General features: G+C 68.4%; 18 protein-coding genes. 11 read left to right on the top strand and 7 right to left on the bottom strand.

All coding sequences use genetic code 11. The annotated features are described in order from the left end of the window. The first annotated feature begins 42 nt into the window (after window positions 1-42). The 8 genes from LRQ07_RS00945 (at window position 43) to LRQ07_RS00910 (ending at window position 9,986) form a co-directional block, all read left to right on the top strand. Complete coding sequence (locus LRQ07_RS00945; protein WP_256535556.1) at window positions 43-1,311, top strand: ABC transporter substrate-binding protein; 1,269 nt, start codon at window positions 43-45, stop codon at window positions 1,309-1,311. Between the two features lie 8 nt (window positions 1,312-1,319). Next, window positions 1,320-2,195, top strand: a complete 876-nt coding sequence (locus LRQ07_RS00940; RefSeq protein WP_047523679.1) for a carbohydrate ABC transporter permease — start codon at window positions 1,320-1,322, stop codon at window positions 2,193-2,195. Beyond that, on the top strand, window positions 2,195-3,007 hold the full coding sequence (locus LRQ07_RS00935; RefSeq protein WP_256535555.1) for a carbohydrate ABC transporter permease: 813 nt from the start codon (window positions 2,195-2,197) through the stop codon (window positions 3,005-3,007). The genes LRQ07_RS00940 and LRQ07_RS00935 overlap by 1 nt, the downstream gene beginning before the upstream one ends. A gap of 32 nt (window positions 3,008-3,039) precedes the next feature. Then, window positions 3,040-5,157: a hypothetical protein gene (locus LRQ07_RS00930; protein ID WP_256535554.1), complete on the top strand. Its 2,118-nt coding sequence runs from the start codon at window positions 3,040-3,042 to the stop codon at window positions 5,155-5,157. A 48-nt stretch (window positions 5,158-5,205) separates the two neighbouring features. Continuing rightward, window positions 5,206-6,393 (top strand): DUF4185 domain-containing protein, encoded by a 1,188-nt coding sequence (locus tag LRQ07_RS00925; protein WP_256535553.1) that lies wholly within the window; start codon window positions 5,206-5,208, stop codon window positions 6,391-6,393. After that, the gene (locus LRQ07_RS00920) at window positions 6,390-7,118 is read left to right on the top strand and encodes an SGNH/GDSL hydrolase family protein (RefSeq protein ID WP_256535552.1); all 729 of its coding nucleotides are present in this window, start codon (window positions 6,390-6,392) and stop codon (window positions 7,116-7,118) included. The genes LRQ07_RS00925 and LRQ07_RS00920 overlap by 4 nt, the downstream gene beginning before the upstream one ends. A 400-nt stretch (window positions 7,119-7,518) precedes the next feature. Next, window positions 7,519-9,849: a phosphoribosylformylglycinamidine synthase subunit PurL gene (purL, locus tag LRQ07_RS00915; RefSeq protein WP_256535551.1), complete on the top strand. Its 2,331-nt coding sequence runs from the start codon at window positions 7,519-7,521 to the stop codon at window positions 9,847-9,849. Next, window positions 9,846-9,986, top strand: a complete 141-nt coding sequence (locus LRQ07_RS00910) for a hypothetical protein (protein WP_165875457.1) — start codon at window positions 9,846-9,848, stop codon at window positions 9,984-9,986. The genes purL and LRQ07_RS00910 overlap by 4 nt, the downstream gene beginning before the upstream one ends. Window positions 9,987-10,001: 15 nt before the next feature. Here the strand turns inward: LRQ07_RS00910 and LRQ07_RS00905 are convergent, their stop codons facing one another. Both LRQ07_RS00905 and LRQ07_RS00900 read right to left on the bottom strand, forming a co-directional pair. Beyond that, window positions 10,002-11,171: an ATP-binding protein gene (locus LRQ07_RS00905; RefSeq protein ID WP_256536456.1), complete on the bottom strand. Its 1,170-nt coding sequence runs from the start codon at window positions 11,169-11,171 to the stop codon at window positions 10,002-10,004. Between the two features lie 203 nt (window positions 11,172-11,374). Next, entirely contained in the window at window positions 11,375-11,947 is a 573-nt protein-coding gene (locus tag LRQ07_RS00900) for a TetR/AcrR family transcriptional regulator (RefSeq protein WP_131493047.1), read from the bottom strand. Window positions 11,948-12,016: 69 nt separating this feature from the next. On the opposite strand from LRQ07_RS00900, the gene LRQ07_RS00895 reads away from it, so the two are divergent. The 3 genes from LRQ07_RS00895 to LRQ07_RS00885 all read left to right on the top strand — a co-directional run bounded on the left by LRQ07_RS00895 (window position 12,017) and on the right by LRQ07_RS00885 (window position 15,493). Then, the gene (locus LRQ07_RS00895) at window positions 12,017-14,563 is read left to right on the top strand and encodes an MMPL family transporter (protein WP_256535550.1); all 2,547 of its coding nucleotides are present in this window, start codon (window positions 12,017-12,019) and stop codon (window positions 14,561-14,563) included. Between the two features lie 104 nt (window positions 14,564-14,667). Continuing rightward, on the top strand, window positions 14,668-15,018 hold the full coding sequence (locus tag LRQ07_RS00890) for a TraR/DksA family transcriptional regulator (RefSeq protein WP_256535549.1): 351 nt from the start codon (window positions 14,668-14,670) through the stop codon (window positions 15,016-15,018). A gap of 37 nt (window positions 15,019-15,055) precedes the next feature. Beyond that, entirely contained in the window at window positions 15,056-15,493 is a 438-nt protein-coding gene (locus LRQ07_RS00885) for a VOC family protein (RefSeq protein ID WP_232762904.1), read from the top strand. Between the two features lie 80 nt (window positions 15,494-15,573). On the opposite strand, the gene LRQ07_RS00880 is transcribed toward LRQ07_RS00885, so the two are convergent. From LRQ07_RS00880 to phnD, 5 genes are read right to left on the bottom strand one after another with little or no spacing between them, the layout of a single operon-like run. After that, entirely contained in the window at window positions 15,574-16,203 is a 630-nt protein-coding gene (locus tag LRQ07_RS00880) for a TetR/AcrR family transcriptional regulator (protein ID WP_256535548.1), read from the bottom strand. Next, window positions 16,200-16,967, bottom strand: coding sequence for a tyrosine-protein phosphatase (locus LRQ07_RS00875; RefSeq protein ID WP_256535547.1), 768 nt, complete (start codon window positions 16,965-16,967; stop codon window positions 16,200-16,202). The genes LRQ07_RS00880 and LRQ07_RS00875 overlap by 4 nt, the downstream gene beginning before the upstream one ends. Further along, window positions 16,964-17,824 (bottom strand): phosphonate ABC transporter, permease protein PhnE, encoded by an 861-nt coding sequence (gene phnE, locus LRQ07_RS00870; RefSeq protein WP_256535546.1) that lies wholly within the window; start codon window positions 17,822-17,824, stop codon window positions 16,964-16,966. Before phnE ends, LRQ07_RS00875 begins: the two co-directional genes overlap by 4 nt. Beyond that, window positions 17,808-18,704: a phosphonate ABC transporter ATP-binding protein gene (locus LRQ07_RS00865; RefSeq protein ID WP_256535545.1), complete on the bottom strand. Its 897-nt coding sequence runs from the start codon at window positions 18,702-18,704 to the stop codon at window positions 17,808-17,810. Before LRQ07_RS00865 ends, phnE begins: the two co-directional genes overlap by 17 nt. Next, window positions 18,701-19,603, bottom strand: a complete 903-nt coding sequence (gene phnD / locus LRQ07_RS00860) for a phosphate/phosphite/phosphonate ABC transporter substrate-binding protein (RefSeq protein WP_256535544.1) — start codon at window positions 19,601-19,603, stop codon at window positions 18,701-18,703. The genes LRQ07_RS00865 and phnD overlap by 4 nt, the downstream gene beginning before the upstream one ends. Between the last annotated feature and the right edge of the window lie 86 nt (window positions 19,604-19,689).

Below are 19,689 nucleotides of genomic sequence, written 5' to 3'. Positions count from 1 at the left end.
CAGATTTCTGGTAACGATACCAAACGAACAAGGGAGTTCTGAATGATTTCGCGACGCACGATCGCCGCAGCCGCGGCCGGTCTCCTCCTCGGCACCCTGGCGCTCGCCGGGTGCGCCGGCGACTCCGGTTCCGGAGAGGCCGGAGAGGTGACCGGCACGCTCAACTTCTACACCGACAAGGCAGCGTGGAAGCCCGACTTCGAGTCGCTCAACGAGGTCAGCGGCGACGCCGTCGACATCACGCTGAAGACCACCGGGTACTCCGACGCCAACCAGTACGACGCCTTCATCAAGCAGTCGTTCCGCACCGACAAGTCGCCCGGCCTGTTCACCTGGCACACCGGTGACTCGCTCAAGCAGCTGGTCGACGAGGGACTGGTCGCCGAGACCACCGACATCTGGTCCCAGGCCGTCGACGAGGGCTGGGTGAGCGAAGACCTGCGCGACAGCTACACCTTCGACGGCAAGCAGTACTGCGTGCCGATGAACATCGCCTACTGGATCATGTTCTACAACAAGGCCGCCTTCGCCGACAACGGCGTCGAGGTGCCCACCACCTGGGACGAGCTGAACACCGCCGCCGAGACGCTGAAGGAGGGCGGGGTCACCCCGTACTACCAGACCAGCGTGCTGTTCACCTTCCAGTGGTTCCAGCACCTGGTCGCCTCCACCGATCCCGACCTGTACGCCGGGCTCACCACGGGCGACGTCAAGTACACCGACCCCGAGATCGTCGACATCATGAACGTGTGGCTCGACGAGCAGAAGGCCGGCTGGTTCAGCGACGCGGGGAGCACGACCGACCCCGCGGTCGGCCTCAAGCAGGGCGACTACGCCATGATCAACTTCGGCACGTTCTTCGCAGGCAACCTCGAGGGCGCCGGCATGACAACCGATGACTACGGGATGTTCGCGATCCCGGCCGTCAACGACAGCCTCGACACCACTCCGGTGGCGGTCGAGTCCGGTCCGATCTGCACGGCCGAGAACTCGAAGCAGCGCGACCTCGGTCTCGCCTACGCCGAGTGGTGGATGTCGCCCGATGCCCAGACGGCCTGGAACGATGCGCACGGCGACGTCGCGTTCAACCCGAAGGCCACGGTGTCCGACCCCGCCCTGGCCGAGATCGGGGAGCAGATCGCCGGCGACGGCTATTCGCTCTACGACCGGTTCTTCGAAGCCATGCCCACCGAGATCGTGACCACCGCGATCGAGCAGTTCGGCGCCTTCAACGCCAACCCCGGTGACCCGATGCCGTTCCTGGAGAAGATCCAGGCCACGGCGGACAAGTACTGGGCAGAGCAGGAGTAAGCGAGCGGATGGCGCACCAGAAGACGCCGTACCAGTGGTCCGCCCGGGGCTTCGTCGCCCCGGGCGTGATCCTGGTCGCAGTCCTGCTCTACCTCCCGCTGCTGTGGACGGTGTTCCTCAGCTTCACGAAGTACAACGGGCTCGGCAGCCCGACCTGGATCGGCCTCGACAACTATGTCGAGATGTTCACCGACGGCGACTTCGTGGGCTCGGCCCTGAACACCGTGCTCTGGGTGATCGGCACCCTGATCATCCCGGTCGGCATCGGTCTCGCGATCGCTCTGCTCACCTGGAACCTCGGTGGCGGCATCTGGCTGCGCCTCCCCTTCCTCATCCCCTACGCCCTCTCCGGAATCGGTGTCGGCGTGGTGTGGTCGTTCATCCTCTCCTCGGGCGGCGCGCTCGACCAGGCGCTCGCGGCGTTCGGCATCACGGACCCGCCCCGATGGCTGCTGGATGCTCCGCTCAACACGATCGTCATGATCATCGCCTCCTCGTGGCAGGGGGTCGGCGTGAACGCACTGCTGTTCACCATCGGACTGCAGGCGATCCCGAAGGAGCCGTTGGAGGCCGCACGCATCGACGGCGCGGGCGGCCCGCGCCTGTTCACCAGCATCCTGTGGCCGATGCTGCGTCCGCTCACGGCGGTGGTCGTCGGACTCTCGATCGTCGCGAGCCTGAAGACCTTCGACATCGTGTGGGGCATGACCAAGGGCGGACCGGGCACGGTCTCGGAGACCCTGGCGCTGACCATGTACAAGGAGACCTTCGTGAACAGCGACTACGGACTCGGATCCGCGATCGCCGTGTTCCTGACGGTCATCACCCTGATCGCCTCGGTGCTGTACCTGCGCCAGCAGCTCTCCCCGAAGAAGGAGATGTGATGTCGAAGATCATCAGAACGGCCGTGCTCGTCCTCCTGGGGATCGTGTGGCTGCTGCCGGCGTACCTCCTCGTGGTGAATGCGATGAAGGACCCGCTGACCTTCACGTCGAAGGAGTCCTGGATCCCGACCGACTTCCACCTGTTCGAGAACTTCGGCCAGGCGCTGGAGCTCTCGGGCATCGGCGACAGCATCGTGAGCACCCTCATCTACTCGATCGTCTCGCCGACCATCGCGGTGCTCGTCGGTGCCGCCGCCGGGTTCGCGATCGTGGCCCTGCGGCTCAAGCGCGGCTTCCTCTGGTTCGTCGTGATCTTCGGCGGAACCGTGTTCCCGCTGCAGATGGTGCTGCTGCCGCTGTTCGACGCGTACTCCCGCACCGGCCTGTTCGACACCCGCCTGGGGATGATCATGATCTACACCGTGATCTCGATCCCGTTCTCGGCGTTCGTGATGCGCAACTTCTTCACCGGCGTCGCGCACAACGTGTTCGAGGCCGCGGTGCTCGACGGTGCCACCACCTGGCGCATCTTCACGCGCATGTACCTGCCGATGGCGTCGAGCGCCCTCGTGGCGATCTTCATCCTGCAGGCGACCTTCGTGTGGAACGACCTGCTGCTCGGCCTCACTCTCAGCCAGTCCGACAACATCCGCCCCATCATCACGACCCTGTCCGGCATGCAGAGCACCTACGGCGGTGCGCAGATGTCGGTCGTGCTCGCCGCGGCCGTGCTCGTCTCGCTCCCCACCGTGGTGCTGTTCCTGTGCACGCAGCGCTTCTTCGCCAAGGGCCTCGCACTCGGGCAGTACTGACCCCACACGCTTCCCGCCCCTCGAAAGGCATCATGCATCCCCTCATCCCCACCGTCGATGACCTCGCCGCCGATGCGGTGACCCACCACTTCGACGACATGATCGCGCCGACCGGCCTCACCAACATGCTCGGCACGGTGCGCGTGGACCACGATCTGACCGCGGTGAGCGCCGTGCAGTTCCCACCCGTGTCGCAGGGACTCACCCAGACGGCGGTGCTGTTCGTGGACGGGCGACTGTTCGCCTCCTACGGAGCACCCGTCACGCACGAGTGGCGTCCGGACCGGGTGGTGCGGCGTGCGACCGTCGGCGACCTGGAGGTCGAGACCACCACCGTGTGCGTGCCGGGGAGGACGGCGGTCGCGATCGACATCGTCGTACACAACACCGGGGCGATGGACAGGGTGGTGCGACTCGGACTCTCGGCCGCCGCTCGGGCGACGCGCTCGGACACAGCCTGGCTCGACGCCGAGTCCCCCTCGGAGCGCGACACCGCGACCGTCGACGGCGAGCGCCTCGTGTTCTCCTCGGCGGATGGCACGGCGTGGAGCGTGCAGGGGATCGTGGGCGGATCCGCTGCCCTGAGCGGTGTCGCCGAGCTGCCGGATGCCTTCGACGCCGGCATCGGAGGCAACGGCCGCGGCGGCGAGCTCACGGTGTCGCTCGCCGTGCCGGCCGGAGGAAGCAGCCGCACCGGATACGTGCAGGCGATCGGGACCTCCGCGGCCGACGCCACCCGCACCTTCGACCTCGTCACGGCCGACGTCCCCGGCGCGGTGACCGACGCCGAGGAGTTCTGGAATCGCCAGCTGCACGCCGCTTTCGACCCCGACGACGCAGAGTTCACCGGCGCGCTGCCCGTGCTCGAGACGACCTCCGCTCCGCTGCGGCGCCTGTACTGGTGGGCCGCTCTGGGCGTGATCTGGTTCCGCCGGGACTTCGCGGGCAACGTGCTCGGGCGCTCGTACGACACCCTGATGCCCAACTACTGGGGCACCACCACGTTCATCTGGGACTACAGCCTGAGCTCCGTGAGCCACGCACTGCTCGACCCGGGCGAGATGCGCTCCCAGCTGCGGCACTGGATCTCCCTCGACATCCACTCGCACTTCGGCACCTCGTCCCTCACCGGCGGACCGGTCGGCCGGTGGTACTCCGTCAACGACTACGCGATGACGCGGCTCGTGCACGACTATGTGCGCTTCACCGGGGACACGGCGTTCCTCGACGAGGTCGTCGGCGGCCAGACCGTCGCCGAATCCGTCCGGGAATGGGCGACCGCCTGGAAGGACCTGCGCCGAGGGACACCCCTGGCCGACTACGGAGAGATCGACAACCTGCTCGAGTGCGTGAGTTCGTACACGCACGAGGTCGCGAGCCTCAACGCCGCGAACGTGTGGAGCATGCGCACGGCGGCCTCGCTCGCGGAGCTCCAGGGCGATGGCGCCTCCGCGGCCGACCTGCGCGCCGAGGCCGATGCCCTGCTGCCCGCGGTGATCGCGCGCTACGTCCCCGGCGAGGGCATCTTCACCGCCGGACAGCCCGACGGCACGCAGCTCCCGGTCCGGCACTGCTACGACTTCAGCGTGGTCGGGACCACGATCGCCGACGACCTGACCCCCGGTGTGCGCGACGACATGGTCTCGTTCTTCCAGCGCGAGCTGCAGACCGACAACTGGATGCGCGCCCTCTCCCCGTGGGATGCCGATGCCAGCTACAGTCCGCGCCCCGACCACCAGTGGAACGGCGCCTACCCCGCCTGGCCTGCGGATGCCGGTCGCGCGCTCGCCGCCCTCGGTGCTCCCGAGGTGCTCACCTCCTGGGTCGAGGGCTTGTCGCGCACCGCGAATCAGGGCCCGATGGGGCAGGCGCACTTCGTCGAAGAGGCCGTGCCCGGGATCAACGGCGGTGCCCGCAAAGCCCCGCCGCAGCTGCCGTACATCATCGACTGGTCGTGCTCCTCATCCGGCGCCTGGATCGAGCTCGTGATCGAGGCCCTGTTCGGCGTCTCGGTCGCCGCGGACGGGACGGTGCGCGCCGCGGGCTGCGTCGCCGCGCTCGACCCGCAGGCGGTGCTGCGCGGGTTGCGCGTCGGCGAGCGCCACTACGACATCCACGCCTCCGGAGGTATCACCGAGACCGCCGGCTGAGCCCCGACCACCACGCAGTACCCACACGAACACGAAGGAGTGATCGAGATGAGAAGACGCATGATCGCGGCCGGCCTGGCCGTCGCCTCCCTGTGCGCGGGAGCCCTGTTCGCCGCCCCGGCGAGCGCGGCTGTCCCCGCCGGCGGAGGGCACGGCAACGGGCACGGACACGGCACCGGGAACGGGCAGTGCTCGCTGGTCGACAAGACGCTCACGGCGACGGCGAGCGTGAACCAGGATCTGACCGAGACGTTCACGACCTACGGGAACACCGGTGGGGAGTGGACCGGCGGTGACAGCACCTACTCGCTGCCCCTCGGCAAGGGGAAGACCGGCTGGTTCTTCTCGGACACCTTCCTCGGCACGGTGAACCCCGACGGATCACGTCCCACCGACTCGCCCTTCGTGAACAACTCCGTCGTGGTGCAGGACCGCCGCGGCGACCTCACGACCATCACGGGCGGCACGCCGGAGGACCCAGCCGGCATCATCCCGCCCGAGCCCGACGGCAAGTGGTACTGGATCGGCGACCCGACGCCCGGCCGTCACGGCACCGTGCAAGTTCCGCTGCTGCAGTTCGCGCGCACCGGCACCGGCCAATGGGACTTCGCGTGGACCGCGAACCGGCTCGCGACGCTCGACGGGCGGACGCTGCAGCTCGACAGCATCGTGGATCTGCCCTCGGCGACCGGCATCAACTGGGGATCGTGGACGCTCGAGGAACGCGGCACGACCTACATCTACGGCATCGCCGACCCCGGCGGGGTGCGCTCGGCCTACGTCGCCAAGGTGCAGGGCGGAGACGGCCTCAAGGGCACGTGGACCTACTGGAACGGCACGACCTGGTCGGCGTCCGAGGTCGATGCCGTGCCCGTGGTGCCGTATGTGGCGAACGAGTTCAGCGTGGCGCCGTTCCGCGACGGCTACCTGCTCGTCACGCAGGACACCTCCGAGCTGTTCAGCACCCGCATCGTCGCACGCACCTCGTGCTCGCCGACCGGGCCGTTCACCGATCCGGTCGAGCTGTACCGCACCCCGGAGACCGGCGCGCTCGGCAGCTACGCAGACCCCGACGTGTTCACCTACAACGCGCACGAGCACCCGAACCTGCGACACGGCAACCGCATCCTCGTGTCGTACAACGTGAACACCTTCGACAACGTCGGCGACGTGTACGACGACGCCTCGATCTACCGTCCGCGGTTCATCGACGTGCAGCTGAAGGTCACCGGATGACCGATGACCTTCCGGTGCTCCGGGGGCTGCTCGCCTCCGGAGCACCGCTCACCTGGGTGTTCACGGGCGACTCGATCACGCACGGCCTCATCCACACCCGCGGCGCCCGCAACTACGTCGACCACCTGCACGAGCTGATCCGCGGTGATGCCGGTCGGGTGCAGGACACGGTGCTCAACACGGCGATCACGGGATGGCGGGCCGACCTGATCCTCGGCGACTTCCCGCGCCGTGTGACGCACTGGCGGCCCGACGTCGTCACGCTCATGATCGGCACGAACGACTGCACCACACAATGGCTCGACCCCGTGATCGAGGTGACGGCGTTCGCGGCCGCGATCACGGAGGTCGTCCGGCGCGTCCGGGACGACGGCGGGATCCCCGTGCTGCAGACCCCGCCGACCGTGGACCTGCATCACGCACCCGACCGTGCCCGCATCGGCGAGTTCGCGCAGGCGGTCCGTGACGTGGCCGCGCGCGAAGGGGTGATCCTGGTCGACCAGCACGCCGCGTTCACCGCCTTCTCCGAGGGGACCGGCCCCGGCAACGACGACATGGCGTGGGGGCTGCTCGACGACGCGTTCCACCCGAACGCGGCCGGACACGCACTCCTGGCGCTCGGGTGGGCCGATGCCCTCGGGTTCGACGACGCGTCCTCGCCCGTCCGCACGGACCTCGCCGCACGCGTGGCCGTGGCCCGGCATCCGCAGTGGCCGCCCGCGTGACGGTCTCCGCGCGGCCGCGTGCATAACTCCTCAAAAACGTGCGTGTTCGACGCCGGATGGCCGACTGCAGACCGAAGCGACCCCGCATTTGAGGAGTTGTGCACCGCGACAGCCGTTCACAACTCAGGAAGAGCGTCGCCCTCCTGCCCGGATCGACCCACGCGGGCTAAATCGGCGCGACCTTTCCTGAGTTGTGAACCGCGGCATCGGGCGACCGCTGCAAAGCCGTTCGGGTGTTAGGTTTTGAGTCGGGTATCGAGCGGGGGATCCGTCGACCCGTGGCGGGATCGAAAACGCTCCGGACACGGCCTTCCCCGGAGCGTTATTGCACCCGCAATGCACGCCGAACCCGCGCCGGTAGACTGGACATGCCCCGCCGGCCCCTTCCCTTGGAGTGCGCGTGACCACCGCCCCTGCACCTTCCCACCAGCACGTCCCCGACTCCGTCGAGAACGCGATCGCGACGCCCGAGAAGGAGCAGCCCTACGGGGCCCTCGGACTCAAGCCCGATGAGTACGAGCGCATCAAGGAGATCCTCGGCCGCCGGCCCACTTCGGGCGAGCTGGCGATGTACTCCGTGATGTGGTCGGAGCACTGCTCCTACAAGTCGTCGAAGAACTACCTGCGCCGCTTCGGCCAGAAGGTCTCCGACGAGATGAAGGAACGCCTCATGGTCGGCATGGGCCAGAACGCGGGCGTCGTTGACGTCGGCGAGGGCTGGGCCGTCACCTTCAAGGCCGAGTCGCACAACCACCCGTCGTTCATCGAGCCCTTCCAGGGTGCGGCGACCGGCGTCGGCGGCATCGTCCGCGACATCATCTCGATGGGCGCCCGCCCGGTCGCGGTCATGGACGCCCTGCGCTTCGGTGCGGTCGACCATCCTGACACCGCCCGCGTCGTGCATGGTGTGACCAGCGGCATCAGCTTCTACGGCAACTGCCTGGGCCTCCCGAACATCGGCGGCGAGACGGTCTTCGACGCCGTCTACCAGGCCAACCCGCTCGTGAACGCGCTCGCGGTGGGCGTCCTGCGTCACGAGGACCTCAAGCTCGCCAACGCGACCGGCGTCGGCAACAAGGTCGTCCTGTTCGGTGCCCGCACGGGTGGCGACGGCATCGGCGGCGCGAGCATCCTCGCCTCCGACTCCTTCGACTCCACCGGGCCGACCAAGCGCCCCGCGGTGCAGGTGGGCGACCCCTTCGCCGAGAAGGTGCTGATCGAGTGCTGCCTCGAGCTGTACCGCGGCGAGCTCGTCGAGGCGATCCAGGACCTGGGCGCCGCCGGCATCTCCTGCGCGACCAGCGAGCTGGCGGCCAACGGCAACAGCGGCATGAAGGTCTCGCTCGACAACGTCCTGCTGCGCGACCCCACGCTCACGGCTGAGGAGATCCTCATGTCGGAGTCGCAGGAGCGCATGATGGCGATCGTCGCGCCCGAGAAGCTCGACGCGTTCCTCGAGGTCGTGAACAAGTGGGAGGTCGAAACCTCCGTGCTCGGCGAGGTCACCGGTGACGGACGCCTCATCATCGACTGGCAGGGCGAGCGCATCGTCGACGTCGACCCCTCGACGGTCGCGGTCGACGGCCCCGTCTACGACCGCCCGGTCGCGTACCCGACATGGATCGACGCCCTCCAGGCGGACGCCGCCGAGAACCTCCCCCGCTCGAACGACCCGGAGACGCTGCGCGAGCAGTTCCTCGACATCGTCGCCTCGCCGAACCTCGCCGACACGAGCTGGATCACCAACCAGTACGACTACTACGTGCTCGGCAACACCGCACTGAGCTTCCCCGACGACGCCGGCATGATCCGCGTCGACGAGGAGTCCGGCCTCGGCTTCGCGGTCTCGACCGACGCCAACGGCCGCTACTGCCAGCTCGACCCGTACGCAGGAGCGCAGTTGGCCCTCGCCGAGGCGTACCGCAACGTCGCCGTCACCGGTGCTGTGCCGACCGCGATCACCGACTGCCTCAACTTCGGCTCGCCCGAGAACCCCGAGGTCATGTGGCAGTTCGGCCAGACGGTCGACGGCCTGGCCGACGGATGCTACGAGCTGGGAACCCCGGTCACCGGCGGCAACGTCTCGTTCTACAACCAGACCGGCGACGTGCCGATCCACCCGACCCCGCTGGTCGGCGTGCTCGGCATCATCGACGACGTCTCGCGCCGCATCCCCTCCGGCTGGCAGGACGAGGGCCAGAACATCTACCTGCTCGGCACCACCTCGACCGAGCTCTCGGGTTCCGCGTGGGCGGACGTGGTTCACCAGCACCTCGGCGGTCTGCCGCCTGCGGTCGACCTCGCGGCGGAGAAGCGCCTCGCCGGTCTGCTCTCCGCAGCTCGCGACGAGTGGCTGATCTCCTCGGCGCACGACCTCTCCGAGGGTGGCCTCGCGCAGGCCCTCGCCGAGGGCGTCATGCGTTTCGGCGTCGGCGCCCGCGTCTGGCTGAACGAGATCATCGAGCGCGATGGGGTGGATGCCGCATCCGCGCTGTTCTCCGAGTCGACCGGCCGCGTGCTGGTGACCGTGCCCCGTGAGGACGACGTGAAGTTCCGCGGCCTCTGCGAGGGACGCGACTACCCGGTGATGCGCATCGGCGTGACGGACGACGAGGGCGCGAAGCTCGAGGTCCAGGGCGTCTTCACCGTCTCGGTCGCCGAGCTCCGCGAGCGCTCGCAGGCCACGCTCCCGTCCTACTTCGGTCCGACCGTCACGGAGGTCAGCGCATGAGCGACAACCTGAGCGAGGATTACGGCGACCTCGGCGAGAAGCGCAACCGGCGCATCCGCATCGTCGCGTGGACGGTCATCATCGCGCTGATCCTCGCCGGTGGCGGCGCGACGGTGCTGACGCTGCTCCTCGGCTGAGGACGAGCCCGACTGTCACATGCCCAGCGATGGCAGAGCTACGACGTTGACTCCGTCCACACGCCGGTAGGACGGACCTGTGCCGGTGATGACCGTGAGCACCGGCGAATCTGCTCGCGTTCCGTCGACGTTCGCGGCGAACTCCCGCAGCGACGCTGCGGCTGCATCCACGGTCTCTGCTGCGGCACCGAGCTTCACTTCGAATCCCGCCCAGTGCCCATCGGGCAGCTGAATGACGGCATCCACTTCGCGGCCCGCCGAGTCGCGGGCGTGGTAGACCTCTCCCCCGAGAGGTTGCGCCAGGATACGAAGGTCATGCACCACCTGGGACTCGAAGAGTTGTCCCGTGAAGCTGAGGTCTCTACGCAGGGCGGTGGCGTCAGCACCGAGGAGAGCAACCGCGACGGACGGATCGCAGAAGTGCCGCTTCGGCTCCTTTCGAAGAGTCGCGGACGATCGGAGATGAGCGGACCACGCAGGTTGATCTTCGACGACGAAGATCCGGCTCAGCGCATCCATGTATTCGCGGACCGCATCGCGCGACAACGTCGCCTCATCACGCGCGAGAGTGGAGATCGACGCTTCTGTTCCCGTGGATCGTGCCAGCGCCTGCATGAGCCTGCGAACCCTCAGGGGATCTCTGGTGCGCCCGGCGGAATCAATGTCGACGTCGATCACGGTATCGACATAGTCGCGGTTGCTCGCCAGGGCGTCCTTGACCGGCAAGCCGACCGCAGCCGGCCATCCACCGACGGCCATACGGGTCAGAAGACCGTCGAAGTCGAGAGGTGCCGCACCCTGCCGCGGGGCCTCCCCAGAAAGAAGACGACGGAGGGACACAGCAGCGTCGCCGTCGGCGCTTTCCGCGAGCGTCATCGTCCTCATCCGCAGTCGAGCGAAACGGCCGGCCCCTGAATGCCTGCGTGCGTCCGACGCCGGGGCGGTCGAGCCGGTCAGGATGAATTGTCCTCGTCGCGATCTCTCGTCGACTTCTCTCCGTACGGCGTCCCAGAGCCTCGGTTGCAATTGCCATTCATCCAGGAGACGAGGAACTTCGCCTTCGAGAACCAGCGAGGGATCCACCGCCATCTGTGCGGAGACGGCGGGGTCTGCATCTATATGAACGACGCTGTTCGCCCGGCGCTTTGCCGTAGCTGTCTTCCCACACGCTTTCGGGCCTTCGATGAGAACAGCACCCGCGCGCGACAGCGCGGCATCCAGCTCTTCATCGACGATGCGATAGCAAACGAGTCGTCAGTTTGAGAGGCTATCAGTCGTCAGTTTGGGAGACAATCGGTCGTCAGTTTGTGAGATCTTGACAGGCCGAATCCTCGGCTCGGGTCGTCACAGGGTGGTCGGCAATCACATCCGCACGGCACGCGCGCGACTCAGCGCGTGAAGAGGTACCGGATCAGCTCGATGATCCCGCCGGGTCCGTGGCTCTCGCGGCCGAGCGACTCCACGATGATCGCCCCGAGGATCGCCCGACCGATCTGGGTGACGGGCGCGTCTTCCGGCAGCTCGCCGTCGCGGATCCCGCCGCGCAGACGCTCGGAGAGATGCTGCTCGACGCCGAGGCTTCCTCCGAGGTGAGCGCCGACCGCGGCATCCTCCGCGGCGGCGGCGACCAGCGACTGCAGCAACGCCTGGCCCTGCGTCGTCTCGAGGATTCGGAAGACCGACTGCAGCCAGGCCTCGACGTCGGCGAACAGGTCACCCGTGTCGGGCACGACGAAATCGACGGGGATGAGGCGCCCGTCGACCAGGCAGTCCGCGATCAGCGCACCCCGCGACGGCCACCAGCGGTAGATGGTCTGCTTGCCCACCCCGGCTTCCTTGGCGATGCCCTCGATCGTGAGCCGGTCGTACCCCTGGGCGTGGAACAGGCGGGAGGTCGCGTCGAGGATCGCTTCGCGCGCCGCGGTGCTGCGCACGGGCCCGCTGCGATGCTCGTTGACCATGGACTCAGGATAGCCACAGATCTCTAGACGAGACGTGCCGTATGATCTTTGAGTCTGAAGGAGACCACTGTGGCATCACTGCTGTACCGTCTGGGTTCGTTCGCTGCGCGCAAGGCCTGGACGGTGATCGTCTCGTGGGTCGTGATCCTCGGCCTCGGCGTCGGTGCCTTCCTCACCCTCGGCGGCACGCTGAGCAACAGCTTCGACATCCCCGGCACCGCCTCCGGCGCCGTGACCGACGAGCTCGCCGACAAGCTCCCCGACACCGCCGGCGGCACGGGCACCGTCGTCTACCGGACCGAAGACGGATCGCCGTTCACCGACGAGCAGAAGCAGGAGATCTCCGACCTCGCCGTGAGCGCGGAGGACCTCGACGGCGTCGCCCGGGTGATCGACCCCTTCGACGCGCAGCAGCAGCAGGACGAGCAGGCGCAGAAGCTCGCCGACGGTCAGGCGCAGATCACCGACGGCCGCACGCAGCTGGATGCGGCCCAGACCCAGCTCGATGACGGCAGGGCTCAGCTCGATGCCGGGATCGCGCAGCTCACCGCCGCCCGCGCCCAGGCGGAGCAGTCCGGAGCCGGCCCCGAGCAGCTGGCCGCCCTCGATGCGCAGCTGGCCGCGCTGAACGCACAGGTGGCCGAACTCGAGGCCCAGCAGGCGACTCTCGCGTCGAAGAGAATCGAACTGGACGAGAACTCCGATCAGGTCGAGCTGGGCACGACCCTCCTCGACCTCTCGGACGGCATCGGCGTGGTCTCCGAAGACGGATCGACCGCCATCGTCAACATCTCCTTCGTCGACCCGCGTCTCGAGCTCTCCGAAGAGGTGAAGCAGGGCGCGATCGACCACCTCGAGTCCGCACCGATCGACGGCGTCGAGGTCGACTTCGGCACCGACATCGCACAGGGCGTCCCGGAGATCTTCGGCGTCGGAGAGGCTGTCGGTCTCGCGTTCGCCGCGATCGTCCTCATCGTGATGCTGGGCTCGCTCCTCGCCGCCGCCCTCCCGATCGTCACGGCCATCGTCGGTGTGGGCGTCGGCGTGACGGCATCCCTCGCGTTCTCGGGCGTGGTGAACATGGCCTCGGTGACCCCGGTCCTCGGTGTCATGCTCGGCCTCGCGGTGGGCATCGACTACTCCCTGTTCATCGTGAACCGACACCGCAAGCAACTGTTCGCCGGTGTCCCGGTGCGCGAGTCGATCGGGCTCGCGACGGGCACCTCCGGCACGGCCGTCGTCTTCGCCGGCACGACCGTGATCGTCGCCCTCCTCGCCCTCAACGTCACCGGCGTCCCCTTCCTCGGCCTCATGGGAACGGTCGGCGCGGTGTGCGTCGCGGTGGCCGTGCTCGTCGCGATCACCCTCGCCCCCGCCATCCTCGGCCTCGTCGGTCCGCGCCTGCTCAGCCGCCGCGCGCGCGGCACGATCGGCGAGGAGCACGCCGCGGGCAAGCCGGTGAAGCGCATGTCGACGCTCCGCGCCGTGGTCACGGCCGTGGTGAGTGTCGTCGCCCTGCTGATCATCGCGATCCCCGCGATGTCGATGCGACTCGGACTGCCGGACGGTTCGAGCGAGCCGAGCGACTCCACCAGCTACCGCGCCTTCCAGACCGTCGACGAACAGTTCGGCGCGGGCGCGAACGGCCCTCTGCTCGTCACCGCGACCCTGGACGATGCGGTCAGCGACGACGACCTGCTCGCCACGCAGGTCACGATCGCGCAGGCCATCGCCGACCAGGATGACGTGGTCGCCGTCGCACCGATCGCGACCTCCGACGACAACACCCTGCTCGCGTTCCAGGTCGTGCCGGAGGAGGGACCGAACAGCGCGTCGACCGAGACACTCGTGCAGGACCTGCGCTCGATGCCGGCGATCGACGACGGGATCACCCTCGGTGTGGCAGGTCAGGCCGCGATCAACATCGACATCTCGGAAGCCCTGGCGGGAGTCCTGCCTCTGTACCTCGTGGTCGTGGTCGGGCTCTCCCTGCTCATCATGATCGTGGTGTTCCGGTCGCTGCTCGTGCCGATCATCGCCACGGGCGGGTTCGTCCTCTCCCTGTTCGCGACCTACGGGCTGATCGTGGCCGTGTTCCAGTTCGGCTGGGGCGCCGAGATCATCGGGCTGCACAGCACCGGACCGATCCTGAGCTTCCTGCCCGTGATCCTCGTCGGCATCCTGTTCGGGCTCGCCATGGACTATCAGCTGTTCCTCGCTTCCGGCATGCGCGAGGCGTATGTGCACGGGGCCTCGGCGCGGGATGCCGTCGCCCAGGGCTTCCGCGCCGGCCGCTCGGTCGTGATCGCCGCCGCGCTCATCATGGTGTCGGTGTTCGGCGGGTTCATCTTCTCGGAGTCGACGATCATCCGCTCGATCGGATTCGGGTTGGCGTTCGGCGTGCTGCTCGACGCCTTCGTGGTGCGGATGCTGCTCATGCCCGCCCTCATGCACCTGCTCGGACGCTCGGCGTGGTGGCTGCCGCGCTGGCTCGACCGCCTGCTGCCGAACGTCGACATGGAAGGTGCCGCGCTCGAACGCGACCACCCCGGCATGAAGGCGGTGGCCGTGCCGACCACGACCGACTCGGTACCGACGCGAACCCCGACGGTGTAGCTTCTCCCGCCGTTCGAATCGCGTGAATGGTTCGATCCCGGCGCAGTATCGAGCCCGTTGCGCGATTCGAGCCGAGGGCAGCCCCCGGTGCCTAGAGTGGTCGCATGACCGCCGACGCCCGTGATCGCCTGCTCGCACTGCGCGCTCGGGCCGAGGCGCGCGTGCAGGCCACCGCTGCGACGCTCGACGAGCTCACGCACGACCGTGAGAGCTCGAACGACGACGACGAGCACGACCCCGAGGGCGTCACCCTGTCGTCGGAGTGGTCGCGCCTGACCGGACTCGCCGAGGCCGCGTCATCCGAACTCCGGCAGGTCGACGATGCGCTGGCCCGGGTGGATGCCGGAACCTACGGCCTCTGCGCGAACTGCGGACGCCCCATCCCCGCCGGCCGCCTGGAGGCACGACCGTTCGCCGAGTACTGCGTCGCCTGCGCCGAGAAACTCGGAGGTTAGCCCTGACGTGCGCGGCGATCCCGAGTAGCATCCCGTCATGCCCATCACCCTCGAGAACGTCGGCATCGCGGTCCGCGACCTGGAAGCCACCATCTCCTTCTTCACCGACCTCGGTCTCACCGTGCTCGGCCGCGACGAAGTCAGCGGAGAGTGGGCGGCGACCGCCGTCGGGCTCGACGGCAACCACGCCAAGATCGCGGTACTGCAGACACCGGACGGACGCGGCCAGATCGAGCTGTTCGAGTACATCCACCCCGATGCGATCGACACGAACCCGACGCTTCCGAACGAGATCGGGATGCACCGTATCGCGTTCTCCGTCGACGACATCGACGAGTCCCTCGCCATCGCCGCCCGCCACGGATTCCACCCGCTCCGCGGCGTCGCGACATATCAGGACCTCTACAAGCTCACGTACCTGCGCGGCCCGAGCGGCATCCTCGTGATGTTCGCGCAAGACCTCACGAAGAGCTGAGCGCGGCCGTTGCGGGATCAAAACCGCACCGGAAACCCCCGGCGGAGGCGCGTTTTCGATCCCGCAACGAGGCACTCACGTCAGGCAGCGACCATCCCGCGCCAGATCACCTCGATCGCGGCGCGCATTCGCTCGACCACCGCAGGATCGCTGACCCGGTCGCCGCGCACGACGAGCTGGTAGTACGCGACACCGGCGATGGCGTCGAAGCAGGCCTCCACATCGAGGTCGGCCCGCAGCTCGCCCCGCGCGATGCCCGTCCGTAGCGCGTTCTGCAGCGGTACCCGGCGCCGCGAGACATGCGACTGCCAATACGTCTTCTGCAGCGCACGATCGGCCATCACCAGACGGATGCGCTGCCGGAATCGCGCCTCGGAGTAGCCGGGGGCCGAGGGCGCCACGCCGTCGGCCCCGAGCCCGAGCCCCGCGAGCAGGATCTCGTGCAGATCGGCATCGACCGGGTACTCCGGCGGCACCTCGCGCCCGACGTCGAGTGCGGCGGCGATCAGCAGCGTCAGAGAGGGCCAGCGTCGGTACAGCGCCGCCCGACTCACTCCGCTGCGGGCGACCACACGCGACACCGTGACCTCCTCGCCCGCATCGATGATCTCGAGCGTCGCCGTGACGATCTGCCCATCGATCTCCTCGTCACGCGGTCGACCGGGGCGGCGGCGGACCGCAGCCCCGGCTTCCCTCTCCAAGACGGTCACGTGGCCAGGGCCTTGGCACGGAGTCGGGCGATCGTGGCATCGGAGAGTCCCGCGGCGCGCAGCGGCGTCAGCGGGTCACCGTGCTGCGCGCGGAGGGTGTCCAGCAGACTGCGCATCGACACGTCCATCGAGCCCTCCAACAACGACGACGTCTTCTCGAGGGCATCGGCGTCGAAGCCGAGTGCCTTCCACATCGCCCCCATCACCGGGGCCGTGCGCGCCATGATCGCGACCATGTTGTCGCCGGTGCGCGCGTAGTCCGCGACGATGTCGTCGTCGGCCGCGCCGAGCACGAGCAGCAGCATGGCCGCGAGCACACCGGTGCGGTCTCGGCCGGCGGCGCAGTGGAAGGCGACCGCACCGGGCGTGTGCGCGATCACGTTGAGCGCGATCACCAGCTGAGGCGCCGCGCTCTCGGCCATGTGCTGATACATGAGTCCCATCGCCTCGTGCGTGAGCGCCGGCTGCTCGCGATCCATCGTCTCCCCCACATCCGCGATGAGCGGCAGGTGGTGGTACGCGACCGGATGCGCGCCGAGCGGGCCACGGCCGGTGAGGGAAGCCTCCCGCGGCGAGCGCAGATCGATGATCGCGGTGAGCCCACGATCGATGAGCTGGTCCGCGGCCTGCGGGGTCACGTAGGCGAGGTCGTCGGCGCGGATGGCGACCCCCTCACGGAGCACACCGCCGTCGATCGCGATGCCTCCGAGATCGCGCAGGTTGACCGGGGCGCTGAGGACGAGGTCGGTGTCGATGAGGGTCATGTGATTCTCCTTCGGATGAGGGCGCTGCCCTGGTCGATCACCGTGACGAGCACGATGATGCAGATGATGATGGCGCTGAGGTGGCCGTAGTCGTACATGCGCATGGCCGTGGTCAGTTCGAGCCCGATGCCTCCGGCGCCGACGAGTCCGAGGATGGTCGCGCCGCGCACGTTGCCCTCGAACAGCAGCAGCGTGTAGGAGGTGAGCAGGGGCGCGGCCTGCGGCAGGACGCCGTACTGGATGACCTGCCGCTTCGAGGCGCCGACCGCTTGCATGGCGACCACCGGTCCGCGGTCGACCTGCTCCATCGCCTCGGCGAAGATCTTGCCGATCGACCCGATGGAACCGAGCGTCATGGCCAGGATGCCCGCGAACGGACCCAGCCCGACAGCCGAGACGAACATGAGCGCGAACACCAGGTCGGGGACCGAGCGGATGATGTTCATCACCCAGCGTGTGGGGTAGTACAGCCACCTGGGCGCGAGGGTCGACGTGGCTCCGAACGCGACGATCAGCGAGAGGACCGCACCGAGGACCGTGCCGACCACGGCCATCTGGAACGTCTCCAGCAGGAGGGCGAGGATGGTGCCGATCTTCGAGAAGTCGGGCGGGAACAGGCGCGACAGGAACTCGCCCATGTTGACCGCGCCCTCACCGAGTTTCACGAAGTTGAACTGGGCGCCGTTGAACGACCAGATCAGCAGCAGGACGGCGACCGGCAGCCCGATCAGGAAGCGGGCGCGCGGCACCCGGAACGCCGCTTCGAGGCGGGCGCGCTCCGCCGGGTCGAGGTGCGGACGGTCGGTGCGGTCGGTGCGGGGTGTACCGGGCGTGCGGGGCTCAGTGGTCGTCGTCATCGCCGTGCTCCTCGTCGTCGTACAGGGCCTCCAACGCCGTGGCATGCAGCCCCGAGGTCGCCCCGGATACGAGCATCTCGCCGTGGCGCAGTCCCACGATCCGGTCGCTGTGCGCGAGGGCGAGGGGCAGCACGTGCAGGCTCACCAGCACCGGGATGCCGTCCTGCGTCGCGATCTCCCGCAGCAGGTCGAGCACCGAGCCGGCGAGCCGGGGGTCGAGCGAGGCGACCGGTTCATCGGCCAGGATCACCGTGGGCTGCTGCATGAGCGCTCGGGCGATCGCGACGCGCTGCTGTTGCCCGCCTGAGAGCGAGCGCGCGGGAGCGGACGCCTTGTGGGCGATGCCGACCCGATCGAGGAGTTCGAGCGCCCGTCGGCGATGGGCCCCGGTGAAACCGCCGGCGAGATTGATCGGTCCCGCGCCGTGCAGTGCCCCCGTGAGCACGTTCGTCATCACGCTGAGTCGCGGGATCAGGTTGAACTGCTGGAACACCTGGCCGACCCCCGAGCGGAGGGTGCGCAGTTCGCCGCGAGCGAGGTTCGTGACGTCATGGCCCGCGACCCGCACTGTGCCGGCCGAGATCGGGGCGAACCCGGTGAGGCTGCGCATGAGGGTCGACTTGCCCGAACCCGACGCACCGAGCAGGGCGACCATCTCGCCGGGGAACAGGTCGAGGTCGACTCCGCGGAGCACCGTCGTCGTGTCATACGCGACCCGCAGGCCGCGCACCGTGACCACGGGCCCTTCGGCGCGGACGTCGGTGCCGAAACGCAGATCAGTTGCGCGCGCCTGGGCGTGTCGATCTGCAACACGCCCGTCGGCGGCGGAACCCTCTCCGTTTGCGCCGCGCAGCCGCGCGGCCGGGGCGGCCACCGTCACTTCAGGTCCTCGAGCTCGACACCCGCAACCGCGGCGATCTCGGCGAACGAGGTGAAGGCGGAGGCCTTCGGGTCGACGGTCTGCGGGGCAGCGGCGAAGGCTCCGTACGCGCCCAGACGCTCGGCGTTGGCGGGCGAGAACACCTCGGCGATGCCGTCCTGGATGACCTTGCGCGTCTCGGCGTCCAGGGACGGACGACCCAGAACGGCTCCCTGGATGTCCATCGCAGGGCTCTCGCCGACCGCGCGCCACTCACCATCCGCGAAGGGGAACATCGGCGCACCGAGTTCGGTGAGCATGATGGCGGTGCACGCGGCATCCACCTGCCCCTGCTCGAGCGCGGCGAAGCTGCCCTCATGTCCGCCCGCGAAGATCGCCGCGTAGTCGGTGCCCTGCTCGAGTCCCGCTTCGTGCAGCATGTACACGGGCATGAAGTAGCCGGAGCTGGAGGCCTGGTCGGCGAAGGCGACGGTCGCACCCTCGAGGTCCTCGACGGTCTGGATGGGCGAGTCCTCCCGCACCACGCAGGTCGAGACCGGCTTGCCGTCGCCCTCGAACGCGACCAGCGCATCCACCTCACCCGTGTTCACGGCGAGTGCGGACGGGAATCCGCTCATGATGCCGATGTCGACGTGGTCGGCGCGGATGGCCTCGACGACGCTGAGGTAGTCGGGCACGTCGGTGATCTCGACCGTGCGACCGGTGGCCTCTTCCAGCAGCTCGGCGAACACCTCGATCGGGTTCTCGGCGGTGGGGTCGTCTCCGACCGGGATCGTGGCGATCGTGAGAGGGGCGTCGGGATCGGCGGGTGCGGCCTCGGCGGTCGAGCCCTGGCAGGCGGTGAGGGTGAGGGCGGCCACGCCCAGGAGGCCGACGACGGGCAGGGTGAAGCGGCGCATGATGACCTTTCGGGAGGGAGATGCCTCGGAATTCCGAGAACATCGGTATTCCAACTCCCGAAGGTGACGGGCAATTACGAGACCGC

The organism is Microbacterium sp. J1-1, assembly GCF_024498615.1.
GTDB classification, from domain to species: domain Bacteria; phylum Actinomycetota; class Actinomycetes; order Actinomycetales; family Microbacteriaceae; genus Microbacterium; species Microbacterium aurugineum.
This window is presented reverse-complemented; position numbering and strand designations above follow the sequence as displayed.

Bases quoted from the DNA above. Each gene is read 5' to 3' on its own strand.
- LRQ07_RS00945 (WP_256535556.1), top strand. From the start codon at position 43: ATGATTTCGCGACGCACGATCGCCGCAGCCGCGGCCGGTCTCCTCCTC.
- LRQ07_RS00940 (WP_047523679.1), top strand. From the start codon at position 1,320: ATGGCGCACCAGAAGACGCCGTACCAGTGGTCCGCCCGGGGCTTCGTC.
- LRQ07_RS00935 (WP_256535555.1), top strand. From the start codon at position 2,195: ATGTCGAAGATCATCAGAACGGCCGTGCTCGTCCTCCTGGGGATCGTG.
- LRQ07_RS00930 (WP_256535554.1), top strand. From the start codon at position 3,040: ATGCATCCCCTCATCCCCACCGTCGATGACCTCGCCGCCGATGCGGTG.
- LRQ07_RS00925 (WP_256535553.1), top strand. From the start codon at position 5,206: ATGAGAAGACGCATGATCGCGGCCGGCCTGGCCGTCGCCTCCCTGTGC.
- LRQ07_RS00920 (WP_256535552.1), top strand. From the start codon at position 6,390: ATGACCGATGACCTTCCGGTGCTCCGGGGGCTGCTCGCCTCCGGAGCA.
- LRQ07_RS00910 (WP_165875457.1), top strand. From the start codon at position 9,846: ATGAGCGACAACCTGAGCGAGGATTACGGCGACCTCGGCGAGAAGCGC.
- LRQ07_RS00900 (WP_131493047.1), bottom strand. From the start codon at position 11,947: ATGGTCAACGAGCATCGCAGCGGGCCCGTGCGCAGCACCGCGGCGCGC.
- LRQ07_RS00890 (WP_256535549.1), top strand. From the start codon at position 14,668: ATGACCGCCGACGCCCGTGATCGCCTGCTCGCACTGCGCGCTCGGGCC.
- LRQ07_RS00885 (WP_232762904.1), top strand. From the start codon at position 15,056: ATGCCCATCACCCTCGAGAACGTCGGCATCGCGGTCCGCGACCTGGAA.
- LRQ07_RS00875 (WP_256535547.1), bottom strand. From the start codon at position 16,967: ATGACCCTCATCGACACCGACCTCGTCCTCAGCGCCCCGGTCAACCTG.
- phnE (WP_256535546.1), bottom strand. From the start codon at position 17,824: ATGACGACGACCACTGAGCCCCGCACGCCCGGTACACCCCGCACCGAC.
- phnD (WP_256535544.1), bottom strand. From the start codon at position 19,603: ATGCGCCGCTTCACCCTGCCCGTCGTCGGCCTCCTGGGCGTGGCCGCC.